The organism is Azospirillum sp. (assembly GCF_035628975.1).
GTDB lineage: Bacteria > Pseudomonadota > Alphaproteobacteria > Azospirillales > Azospirillaceae > Azospirillum.
This window is the reverse complement of sequence record NZ_DASPIS010000092.1, coordinates 1-10,949: the sequence shown is the minus strand read 5'-3', so window position 1 is coordinate 10,949 and position 10,949 is coordinate 1. Positions and strand designations below refer to the sequence as shown.

Below are 10,949 nucleotides of genomic sequence, written 5' to 3'. Positions count from 1 at the left end.
AGGCAATCCGCGTCGCTCTCGCCAGAAAGCTCCTCGTCAGGCTCAATGCCAAAGCCCGCGAAGTTCGGGCCGGACTCGCTGTGGAAGCTTGACAGGCCAGACAGTCGCTCACCCCGACCCTCTCCCCGGGGGGGAGAGGGGGAATTAGGTCACACCGCCAGATAGGCCGTCCTCACCCCATTGTCCGCCATCAACTCCGCCATCGTGCCGGTCCAGCGCAGGCGGCCGGTTTCGATGACGCAGGCGCGGTCGGCGACGGCGGAGGCGAAGGACAGGCTCTGTTCGGACAGCAGGACCGACAGCCCCTCCGCCTTCAGGCGCCGCACCGCCTCGGCCATCTGTTTCACGATCAGCGGCGCCAACCCCTCCGAAGGTTCGTCGAGCAGAAGCAGCGACGGGTTGCCCATCAGCGTGCGGGCGAGCGTCAGCATCTGCTGTTCGCCGCCGCTCATCCGGGTGCCGCGGCGGCCGCGCATCTCCGCGAGGTTGGGGAACAAGGCGAACAGCTTCTCCGGCGTCCAGGCGGGAGCGCCGGGCCGGGGCGGCTGGCGGCCGACCTCCAGGTTTTCCTCCACCGTCAGGTCGGCGAAGATGCGGCGGTCCTCCGGCACATAGCCGACGCCGAGACGGGCGATGCGGTGGGCGGGCAGGGCGGACAGGTCGCGTCCGTCGAATCGCAGGCTCGCGGCGCGCCGCTCCACCAGCCCCATGATCGCCTTCAGCGTGGTGGTCTTTCCGGCGCCGTTGCGGCCCATCAGCGCCACCACCTCGCCACGGCCGACCGTCAGGGCGATGCAGTCGAGGATATGGGCGCGGCCGTACCAGGCCTGGAGGCCGTCCACCGTCAGCAGGGTTTCGCTCACGCCTCGCCTCCCAGATAGACGGATTGAACCCGCGGGTCGGCGCGCACCTGATCCGGCGAGCCTTCCGCGATCAGCCGGCCGCGGTCGAGCACCAGCACGCGGGTGGCGTGGCCGAAGACGGCGTCCATGTCATGTTCGGTGAACAGAACGGCGAGGCCGCGCTCGCGCACCAGTTCCGCCGTCAGCGCCATCAGGGCGAGGCGTTCGGCAGGCGCCATGCCGGCGGTCGGTTCGTCCATCAGCAGGACGGTCGGTTCGCTTGCCAGCGCCATCGCCAACTCGACCCGCTTCACGTCGCCATAGGCCAGCACGCCGCACGGGCGGTCTGCTTGCGATGTCATGCCGACGCGGTCCAGCAGGGCCAGCGCCGGCCCGCGGAACTGGGCGGCGGCCGGACGCCACAGGCCGAACAGCCGGCGGGCGCGCGACAGCAGCACCATCTGCACATTCTCCGCCACCGTCATCGAGGCGAAGGTTGCGGTGATCTGGAAGGTCCGCCCGACGCCCAGCGCCCAGATGCGCCGCGGCGGCAACCCGACCAATTCCGCCCCGTCCAGCTTGACCGAGCCCGAGTCGGGCCGCAGCTGGCCGTTCAGCAGGTTGAAGCACGTGCTCTTGCCGGCCCCGTTCGGGCCGATCAGCGCCAGCAGGTCGCCGGAGCGCAGGGTGAAGGACACGCCGCCCACCGCCTGCACCCCGCCGAAGGAGCGCTGCAGGTCGCGCACCACCAGCTCGCTCATGCCCGCCTCCGCCCAAATTTCGAACGCAGGCCGGACAGGAAGCCGACGATCCCCTTGGGGAAGACCAGTACCAGCGCGACGATGATCAGGCCCAGCGCCAGCCGCCACCAGTCGGTCATGCTCATCACCTGGGCCTCCAGCAGGTGGAACGCCACCGCGCCGGCCAGCGGCCCGGCGACGGTCTGGATTCCGCCCATCAGCACCATCACCAGCGCGTCGACCGATTGCGGCACCGCCAGCAGGGTGGGAAAGACGCTGCCCTTGGCGAAGGCATAGAGCCCGCCGGCCAGACCTGCCGCCGTGCCGGCCAGAACGAAGGCCATCCATTGGAAGCGGCGCACGTCGATGCCCACCGATTCGGCGCGCAGGCCCGAGTCGCGCCCGGCCCGCAGCGCATAGCCGAAGGGGGCGAAGGCCGCCCGGCGCAGCAGCCACAGCGCCCCGCCGCATAATGCCAGAGTCAGCCAGTAATAGGCCGCCTTGCCCGCCGCCCAGGCCGACGGCCAGACGCCGAGGATGCCGTTGTCGCCGCCGGTCACCGCATACCATTGGAAGGCGATCGACCAGACGATCTGGGCGAAGGCCAGCGTCAGCATGGCGAAATACAGCCCCGACCGCCGGACGCAGAACCAGCCCGCCACCAGTGCCCCCAGCCCGGCCAGCACCGGCGCGCCGGCCAGCGCCAGCGGCATCGGCGCGCCCAGATACTTGACCAGCAGGGCCGATCCATAGGCGCCCAGCCCGAACCATGCCGCATGGCCGAAGGATACCAGTCCGCCCAGCCCGATCAGCAGATGCAGGCTGGCGGCGAACAGGGCGAGGATCACCACCTCGGTCAGCAGGATCAGCGCGTAATCGCCGGCGACCAGCGGTGCCGCGGCCATGACCGCCAGCAGGGTCAATGCCCAAACGCCGGCATGGCGACCGGCCGACAGCGGAACGGTGACGGCGGCGGGTGCGGTCGGCGGCGTTTCCTCCGCCCGGCCGAGCAGGCCGTGGGGGCGCAGCACCAGCACCACCGCCATGAACAGGAAGACCAGCACCAGCGTGATCTGCGGGAAGACCAGGATGCCGAAGGCCTGCAGCTGCCCGATCAGCAGAGAGGCGATGAAGGCGCCGGTCAGGCTGCCCATGCCGCCGACCACGACGACGACGAAGGCCTCCACCACGATCGCCATGTCCATATGCAGGGTCACCGCCTCGCGCGGGACCTGCAGCGCGCCGCCCAGCCCGGCCAGCGCACAGCCGAGGAACAGCACGCCGGTGAACAGCCGCGCCGGATCGACGCCCAGGGCACTGGTCATCTCGCGGTCCTGTGTCGCCGCGCGGACCAGCGTGCCCCAGCGGGTGCGGTTGAACAGCAGCCACAACAGCCCCAGCACCAGCGGCCCGAGGCCGATCAGCACGAGGTCGTAGAGCGGGAAGGGCTGGCTCAGGATGTCGACGGAGCCCCTCAGCCCCGGCGCGCGGCGGCCCAGCAGATCTTCCGGCCCCCAGGCCCAGGCGGTCAGATCCTGCACCACCAGAACGACGCCGAAGGTGCCCAGCAGTTGGAAAAGCTCCGGCGAGCGGTAGAGCCGGCGCAGCAGCCCGATCTCCATCGCTGCGCCCAGCACGCCCATCATCAGCGCCGCGGCGGCGACCGAGCCCCAGAAGCCGGCCGGCGTGCCGCCGAACCGCTCGATCAGCGACCAGCCGGCATAGGCGCCGACCATGTAGAAGGAGCCGTGCGCGAAATTCACGATCCGCGTCACGCCGAACACGATGGTCAGCCCCGACGACACCAGGAACAGCGTCGCCGCGGTCGCGAGCCCACTGAGGGCCTGGACGAGGAGGAAGGACATGGATTCGTCGTTTCGGTGCGGACTCCTGCCCCCTCCCCAACCCTCCCCCTCTTCGAGGGAGAGGGAGTCAGTTGCAGAGCGGCGGCAGTTCCCTCTCCCACCGAAGGTGGGGGAGGGTTAGGGAGGGGGCAATCGAAGAAGGAGGGGACACTCGAAGCCAGCAGCCTTACTCCGCCGGCCGCATCTTGCGCACCACGTCGTCCGGCGGCAGGTAGTTGGCGCCGTCGGCGTAGCGCCAGTCCTTCATGGTGCCGCGGCCGTCCTTCACCGTGGTGGTGCCGACATAGGCGCCCATGGTCGCCTGATGGTCGGACGCGCGGAAGGTCACTGGGCCGAAGGGGCTGTCGATGGTCAGGCCGGCCAGCGCATCGACGATCGGTTCCGCGTTGGCGGACTTGGCCTTGGTGACCGCGGCGGCGATCGCCTTCATGGTGGTGTAGCCGACGACCGAGCCCTGCTTGGGCGATTCCTTGAACCGCGCGGTGTAGGCGGCGACGAAGGCCTTGTGGACGGGGGTGTCGATCTGGTCCCAGGGATAGCCGGTGACGATCCAGCCTTCCGGCGCCTCGTCCTTCATCGGCTCCAGATATTCCGGCTCGCCGGTCAGCAGGCTGACGACCTTGCGGTTGCGGAACAGGCCGCGGCCCTCGCCCTCGCGCACCAGCTTGGCGAGATCGGCGCCGAAGGTGACGTTGAAGATCGCCTCCGGGTTGGCGGCGGCCAGCGCCTGCACGGTCGGGCCGGCCTCCAGCTTGCCCTGGGCCGGCCACTGCTCCGCCACGAACTCCACGTCCGGGCGCTTCTCCTTCAGCAGCTGCTTGAACCACGCCACCGCCGACTGGCCGTATTCGTAGTTGGGGGCGACGGTGGCCCAGCGCTTGGCCGGCAGCTTCGCGGCCTCCTCCACCAGCATCGCCGCCTGCATGTAGGTGCTGGGGCGCAGGCGGAAGGTGTAGCGGTTGCCCTTCGACCAGGTGATGGCGTCGGTCAGCGGTTCCGCCGCGACGAAGGGCATCTTGTTGCGGGCGGCGAAATCGGCGACGGCCAGCCCGATGTGGGAGAAATAGGTGCCGGCCAGCACGTCCACCGCCTCGTTCGTCACCAGCTCCTGCGCAACGCGGACCGCGTCGTCGGGCTTGCCGGCGTCGTCGCGGGAGACGACCTGCAATTCGCAGCAGCCGATCACGCCACCCTGGGCGTTGATCTCCTCCAGCGCCAGCTGCCAGCCCTGGCGATAGGGGATGGTGAAGGCGGGCAGGCCGGTATAGCTGTTGATCTCACCCACCCGCACCGGCGCGCCGGAGAACGTCACCGGCGCTTTCGCCGACTGCGCCGCCGCGGGAGCGGCCGTCAGGCCGATGCCGGCCAGCGTGGAGGCGATGGTTGCGAAGGACACGGCGGCGAACAGAGCGGCCGGGAGAAGGGGCTTCGCCAGCGGCGAGGCGGTCGGGCGGCGGTGCTTCATCCTGCGGGGACCCCGGTTCGTGAGAGACCAGCGGCGTGTCCGGGTCGCGGTGCGACGCAACACACCGCGTTCATAGCAAACCCCGCGCAAAAGTCACCGACTGATCGGGTGTTTTCCCGCGTCCACGCCCGATTCGCAGTCCGGCGGACACCGTCCGCCTTACATCAGCCGGACCAGCAGCGCCATGAACTGCACCCTTTCCTCCTCGGACAGAGGTTCCAGCGTGCGTTCGTGGGCGGCGGCGGCATTCGCCATCAGGTCGATGACCAACGCCTGCCCGATCCGCGTCAGGCTGACGCTGGTGCGGCGGCGGTCCTGCGGGTCGGGGTGGCGTTCGACCAGGTTGCGCTCCACCAGCCGCAGGATCACGCCCTGGGTGGTCGCCGGATCCATGTAGGTCAGCCGGCCGAGCTGGTTCTGCGACAGCGCACCCTCGGCATACAGGGTGGCCAGCGCCGCCCATTGGGTGGGCGTCAGCAGCGAATCGCCGATCAGATCGATGAAGATGGCCGAGGCGCGTTGGTGCGCACGCCGGAGGCGGTGGTGAACCTGGCCGGCCAACTGGTAGTCGTCGGGAGGCAGTCGTCCGAAGTCGTCCATGGCAACGGGCCCGTGGTTCGCGCCCGCCTTCGGTCCGGGGCGAAGGCTGGGGCGGGCACGGACCGCCGCTCCCGGCTGCGTGGGCAGGGATGGCGCGGCGTTTGCCGCCTGTCGCCATCCGATGCGTCCATTATGCGTTCCTCATGGAAAGCGTAGGGAAGACAATGACCGCAGAGCAACCTTCGCGGATGCGTCATAGAGCCACAGCGATGCATCTGTCATGATGCGAGCAACAAAAGAAGGCCCAAGAGTCCGAAAGGAAGCCATGCGTCGATGACGCCGCAAGTTCCGGCGGTTGCGATGCCGGAACAGATCGTTTGCCGAGGCTGCCCGTGCCCGCGGCCTATCCTTGTCAGGCGCTCGACTTTTCCGAGGCTTCTCTTTCTCAGGGGTTCCGCTTGGGCGGATAGCTGTCGGGCGGAGCGGTCTTCTCGTCGGGGCTTTCCGCGCCCTCGCCCGTCGGGGGCGTCACGCCGCCCGGCGTGTAGGGCGGGGTGGTGGCGTCGGGCGGGCGCTTGGTCGGGCGCGGCGGGGGCGGAGTGTCGAGTCGGCGTGTCATGAGGCACCTTTCCTGATCAGGATTCGCCATGAACAACCCGATGCCGGCCGGCCGGTTCCAAACAGGTGCTCCCCGGTATGACCAGTCCAGCCGTCGCCGGCTATGACCTTCATCTTAGGACCATTTGAAAAACGCGGCGGAATCAAGCGGGTCACTGCCGAGGCTGTTCTCTGCCTACTGCGAGCTTTTGTTGCGGCCACACCACAGGACGATGCAAAAGCGGTGTGGCGCGGGCTTCACTGTTGCATGGCAAGCACGCCTTGTTGTGTCTTTGCCGAGGATGTGTCCGCATCCGGTCCCGACAAGGGACGGCGGCCGGGCACTCCCACGAAGGAGCCGGAATCCCGGCCCAGTGAGCCGACCGAACCCAGCCAAGCGCGGTGACTCCATGAAGACCAGCACCCTTTCCCTTCTCGCCCTCGCTCTCGCGTCGACCGGGCTGACGTCGCTTCCCGCCGCCGCCCAGGATGACCTGCAGCGTGGCGAAACCGTGCTGGAGCGTCGCCGGCCGGAGGTCGAGCAGCTCGGCCTGCGCGCGGGCTCCTTCCTGTTCCTGCCGCGGGTGGAAGCGGGCGCCACCTACGACACCAACGTCTACGCCACCCGCGACAACCACCAGGACGACATCATCTGGACCGTCCGTCCGCGGATCGACATCAAGTCCGACTTCGCCGCCCACGCGCTGAACTTCTCGGCCTCCGCCGATGCCGGCCGCTACCGCGAAAATTCCAGCGAGAACTATACCGACTATGCCCTGCAGGCGGCCGGTCGGTTCGACGTGAACAAGGGCGGTGCGCTGGACGGCCAGCTGTTCCATCGCCGCAACCACGAAGGCCGCGGCGACATCAACAGCCTGTCGGGCTATACGGAGCCGGTGGTCTACCGCACCAGCGGCGGCGAGGCCGGCTACACCCAGCGCTTCAACCGCCTGCGCGCCCGCCTGTCCGGCTCCGCCCAGTACAGCGAGTATGACGACGTCGGCGTGATCGGCGGCGGCATTGCGCGCCAGGAAGACCGCGACCGCTGGGAATACGGCACGGTCGGCCGCGTCGGCTACGAGTTCATCGAGGGCTACGAGGCCTTCGTCCAGGGCACCTATTCCTGGACCCGTCACAAGAACGACCGCGACGCTTTCGGCCTCGACCGCGACTCGGACGGCTACGAGGTGGTCGGCGGTCTCGCCACCGAGCTGACCGGCCTGATCACCGGCGAGGTTTTCGCCGGCTACATGGTCCGCAACTACAAGGATTCGCGTCTGGAGGACTTCAGCGGCCTGTCCTTCGGCGGGCGCCTGAACTGGGCGGTCACGCAGCTGACTGCCGTCAGCGCCACCGCCAGCCGCCAGGTGCGCGAGACCACGGCCAGCCCGGGCTTCGGCACCGCGTCCAGCTACACCCGCACCGTCCTCGCCCTGGGCGTGGACCACGAACTGCTGCGCACCCTGGTGCTGAACGGCCGCCTGCAGTACCGCCAGGACGATTTCAACGGCAACGACCGCAACGACAAGGTCTATACGGCCGGCGTCGGCGGCACCTACCAGATGAACCGCTACCTGTTCATGACCGGCGGCTACACCTATGAAAAGCGCAGCTCCAACGTGAGCGCCGCCGAATACAGCGACAACCTGATCTACCTGCGTCTCGGCGCGCAGATGTAATCCAGCGGTTCTAGGCCCGCCGACCGGCGAAGTCCGGCCGAAGGGCCTAAAGGTTCCGCTGAACAGTACAGGGCGTCCGTCCTATGACGGGCGCCCTTTTCTTATGCCTGTTTTTGTTATCGTGGGCGATGTACTGGAGAGATCCGAACGCGGTAATTCCTCTCCACTTTTTCCCAAGCGCTTGCGAGTTGCTAGTCTCCACCCGAATTCAGGTGCGTGACCAAGGGGCGCCACCGCAAGGCGACCGGCGAATGGGACGGGTTCTCGGAACTGTACCATCGTGCCGGACCGGGCGCTGCGGCAGGCACCCACCAGCCAGGGAAAGGGTTTAGGGATGAATCGACGTCATGTGATCCGTGCGCTGGGCCAGGGGATCGGATTGACTGCGCTTGCCGTCGCCATGGTCGGCTGCGCCGGCAACGACGCGCCGTTGGAAACCGCCAGTGTCGGCCAGATCAGCGAATACCGTCTGGGTGCAGGCGACGCGCTGCGCGTCATCGTCTTCGGCGAGGAGCAACTTTCCGGCGAGTTCCGCGTCGACGGCACCGGCAAGGTCGCCATGCCGCTGATCGGCGAGGTCTCGGCCAAGGACCGCAGCACCCGCGATCTGGAGAAGGAAATCTCCACCCGTCTGTCCGCCGGCTACGTGAAGGACCCGAAGGTCAGCGTCGAGGTGCTGAACCACCGCCCCTTCTTCATCCTGGGCGAAGTGCGCAATCCCGGCCAATACCAGTATGTCAACGGCATGACCGCCCTGTCGGCGGTGGCGATGGCCGGCGGCTACACCTATCGCGCCAAGGAGGATTACGTCCTGATCACCCGCGGCGCCGATCCCAAGAAGGAAATCCGCCGGGCGCCGATCACCACCTCGGTGATGCCGGACGACGTGGTCCGCGTGCCGGAGCGCTATTTCTGAGCCCAGGATTTCAGCCTGGGAAATTCGAACCCAGGCATCGCCAGGGCGACCAACGGAAAGCCCGGCCGGGAGGATGTCCCGGCCGGGCTTTCTGCTGTCCGGCGATAGCCGGCGGTGGCGATCAGGTGTCCAGCGTATCGCCGCCCTTCTTCTGTCCCGACGGCATGCGTTGGTTCGGGGGAACCACCGGATCGCGCGAGATGCCGTGCGGCGGGGTGGTGCCGGCGGCCTCGTCGTCGGTGCCGAGCGGTGCGGCGGCGGGGTCGGTGGCCGGGACCTTGTCGCCGGTCAACCCGCGGTCGATGTCCGCGCGCATCCGGTTGGCCTCCGCGCTGGGCGTGGTGGGCGTGTCACGGCCCGACTCGGGACGCTGGGGCTTGGTCATGGTCGGCCTTTCGCACAAGCTGTGAGGGGCGTTCTGTCGCCTCCTCCAACCGCCGCCGCCTGCCGAGGGTTCCCCGGTGCGACGATCTGCGACCCTGCGGCCGATTTCAGGGGAGTTCCCGATGACGGACGCGGGCTGGCGTCCTGTTCGCTATCGCAACCCCTGCAGCGGCCGCCGCTCCGCTCGGCCTCCGATGGCGTCGTCGCTGCGGGGAGGCATCGTCATTGCGGGGAGGGGATGGGTGAAAGAGCCCGCGCGGTGGTGCCGGATACAGGAATCGAACCCGTGACCTTCTGATTACAAATCAGCTGCTCTACCAGCTGAGCTAATCCGGCGCACCCGACGCTTGCGGGACGCACACCTTAGCGTCCCTTTTCCGCGTAAACAAGCACTTGCCCGTGTTCGCGCGCGATGACGCTCACTCGCGCAGGCGGGCCACCTCGTAGAGGGCGACGGCGGCGGCGTTGGATACGTTCAGGCTGCCGACCGGACCGCCGGTGGGCAGCCGGGCGATGGTGTCGCAGCGATCCATTGTCAGGCGACGCAGGCCGCTGCCCTCCGCCCCCATCACCAGCACCGTCTTGCCGGTCAAATTCAACTTCGCCAGCGTCGACTCACCCGATTCGGCGAGCCCCACCGCCCAGAAGCCGTTCTGCTGCAGATCGGTCAATGCGCGGGCCAGGTTGGTGACGCGGACCAGCGGCACCGCCTCCAGGGCGCCCGACGCGCTCTTCGCCAGCACGCCGGTGGTCTCCGGCGCGTGCCGTTCGGTCACCACCACCGCGCGGGCTCCGAAGGCGGCGGCGGAGCGCAGGATGGCGCCGACATTGTGCGGGTCGGTCACCTGATCGAGCGCGACGATCACCGCCGAAGGCTCATCCGCCAATTCGTTGCAGAGATCCTCGATCCCAAGCTCCGGCAGGGGGGAGGTGTCGATCACCATCCCCTGGTGAACGGCGCCGGCCGGCAGCATGCGGTCCAGTTCCGTCCGGTCGACGATCGACGCCTCGGGCCGCTGCAGCCCCTGGGCGCGCGCGGCGGCGAAGGCGGGCTCCAGCGCCGCCCGGCCGGATTCGGTGGCCAGCAGCCGGTGAATGCGCCGCTCGGGGTTGGTCCAAGCCGCGGCGACCGGATGCAAGCCATAGAGAAGGACCCCGCGCGCGGACGGCGGGCGGTTGCCTTTCGACCCGCCGCGACGGCTGCGCGCACCCTCGTCCGCCTGCTCCTGCCGCGGAGCGGTCGCCCGCGGGGTACCCGCGGCGTGGACGGAATGCTTGTCGGATCGGCGGCCGGAACCCGGATGTTTTGAGCGCGTCATGGTACCCACGAAGGAGGGGAGGGGGCCGCCGGAAACAGCGGCCGAATTTTTTCTGGTGTGAACCGCTTAACCCGTGTTGACAAGGTCTGAAAAATTCGCATATTGCCGAACTCCGCGGCGGGCACTGCCAGGCTGCGGATTGGAAGGGTGGCCGAGTGGTTAAAGGCAGCAGACTGTAAATCTGCCCGCGTACGCGTACGCTGGTTCGAATCCAGCCCCTTCCACCACTACTTTCCACGGCTTGTCCGTGATCGCGTTTGCCCCGGACGGTCGCGCCGGCGGGATGCTTGCGGGTGTAGCTCAATGGTAGAGCAGAAGCCTTCCAAGCTTACGACGGGGGTTCGATTCCCCTCACCCGCTCCAATCCCGCGTGCGCCACGGAAAACCGATCTCGGCCGGGCCATTGTGTGCGTCCGGAACGTCGGGAACGAAAGACCAAAGCGATGGCGAAGGCAAAGTTTGAGCGGAACAAGCCGCACTGCAACGTTGGCACGATCGGCCACGTCGACCACGGCAAGACGTCGCTGACGGCGGCGATCACGAAGGTGCTGGCGGAGTCCGGCGGCGCCACCTTCACCGCTTACGACCAGATCGACAAGGCG

11 protein-coding genes and 3 tRNA genes are annotated in these 10,949 nt (G+C 68.3%); 5 read left to right on the top strand and 9 right to left on the bottom strand.

All coding sequences use genetic code 11. The annotated features are described in order from the left end of the window. Positions 1 to 149: 149 nt before the first annotated feature. The 6 genes from VD964_RS19730 to VD964_RS19705 form a co-directional block, all read right to left on the bottom strand. Positions 150 to 863, bottom strand: coding sequence for an ABC transporter ATP-binding protein (locus tag VD964_RS19730; protein ID WP_324870212.1), 714 nt, complete (start codon positions 861 to 863; stop codon positions 150 to 152). Further along, positions 860 to 1,603 (bottom strand): ABC transporter ATP-binding protein, encoded by a 744-nt coding sequence (locus VD964_RS19725; RefSeq protein WP_324870211.1) that lies wholly within the window; start codon positions 1,601 to 1,603, stop codon positions 860 to 862. Before VD964_RS19725 ends, VD964_RS19730 begins: the two co-directional genes overlap by 4 nt. Further along, complete coding sequence (locus tag VD964_RS19720) at positions 1,600 to 3,447, bottom strand: ABC transporter permease (protein ID WP_324870210.1); 1,848 nt, start codon at positions 3,445 to 3,447, stop codon at positions 1,600 to 1,602. Before VD964_RS19720 ends, VD964_RS19725 begins: the two co-directional genes overlap by 4 nt. 166 nt (positions 3,448 to 3,613) lie before the next feature. Next, positions 3,614 to 4,912 (bottom strand): ABC transporter substrate-binding protein, encoded by a 1,299-nt coding sequence (locus tag VD964_RS19715; RefSeq protein WP_324870209.1) that lies wholly within the window; start codon positions 4,910 to 4,912, stop codon positions 3,614 to 3,616. A 159-nt stretch (positions 4,913 to 5,071) separates the two neighbouring features. Continuing rightward, positions 5,072 to 5,512 carry a MarR family winged helix-turn-helix transcriptional regulator gene (locus tag VD964_RS19710; RefSeq protein ID WP_324870208.1) on the bottom strand — a complete coding sequence of 147 codons (441 nt, stop codon included), beginning with the start codon at positions 5,510 to 5,512 and terminating at the stop codon, positions 5,072 to 5,074. 385 nt (positions 5,513 to 5,897) lie between these two features. Further along, positions 5,898 to 6,071: a hypothetical protein gene (locus VD964_RS19705; RefSeq protein ID WP_324870207.1), complete on the bottom strand. Its 174-nt coding sequence runs from the start codon at positions 6,069 to 6,071 to the stop codon at positions 5,898 to 5,900. Positions 6,072 to 6,459: 388 nt separating this feature from the next. On the opposite strand from VD964_RS19705, the gene VD964_RS19700 reads away from it, so the two are divergent. Further along, positions 6,460 to 7,728, top strand: coding sequence for an outer membrane beta-barrel protein (locus tag VD964_RS19700; protein ID WP_324870206.1), 1,269 nt, complete (start codon positions 6,460 to 6,462; stop codon positions 7,726 to 7,728). 334 nt (positions 7,729 to 8,062) lie between these two features. Next, entirely contained in the window at positions 8,063 to 8,644 is a 582-nt protein-coding gene (locus tag VD964_RS19695; RefSeq protein WP_324870205.1) for a polysaccharide biosynthesis/export family protein, read from the top strand. 121 nt (positions 8,645 to 8,765) lie between these two features. Here VD964_RS19695 and VD964_RS19690 read toward each other — a convergent pair whose 3' ends face one another. From VD964_RS19690 to rlmB, 3 genes are all read right to left on the bottom strand, one after another. Continuing rightward, positions 8,766 to 9,029 (bottom strand): hypothetical protein, encoded by a 264-nt coding sequence (locus tag VD964_RS19690; protein ID WP_014246867.1) that lies wholly within the window; start codon positions 9,027 to 9,029, stop codon positions 8,766 to 8,768. Positions 9,030 to 9,288: 259 nt separating this feature from the next. Next, positions 9,289 to 9,364 (bottom strand) — tRNA-Thr (locus tag VD964_RS19685). An 83-nt stretch (positions 9,365 to 9,447) separates the two neighbouring features. After that, a complete protein-coding gene (rlmB, locus tag VD964_RS19680) occupies positions 9,448 to 10,347 on the bottom strand; it encodes a 23S rRNA (guanosine(2251)-2'-O)-methyltransferase RlmB (RefSeq protein WP_324870204.1) in 900 nt (299 codons plus the stop codon). Positions 10,348 to 10,488: 141 nt separating this feature from the next. On the opposite strand from rlmB, the gene VD964_RS19675 reads away from it, so the two are divergent. From VD964_RS19675 to VD964_RS19665, 3 genes are all read left to right on the top strand, one after another. Beyond that, positions 10,489 to 10,574 (top strand) — tRNA-Tyr (locus tag VD964_RS19675). A gap of 62 nt (positions 10,575 to 10,636) precedes the next feature. Then, positions 10,637 to 10,710, top strand: a tRNA-Gly gene (locus VD964_RS19670). Between the two features lie 80 nt (positions 10,711 to 10,790). Then, on the top strand, positions 10,791 to 10,949 hold a 159-nt coding region (locus VD964_RS19665), incomplete at its 3' end, for a GTP-binding protein (RefSeq protein ID WP_324865289.1).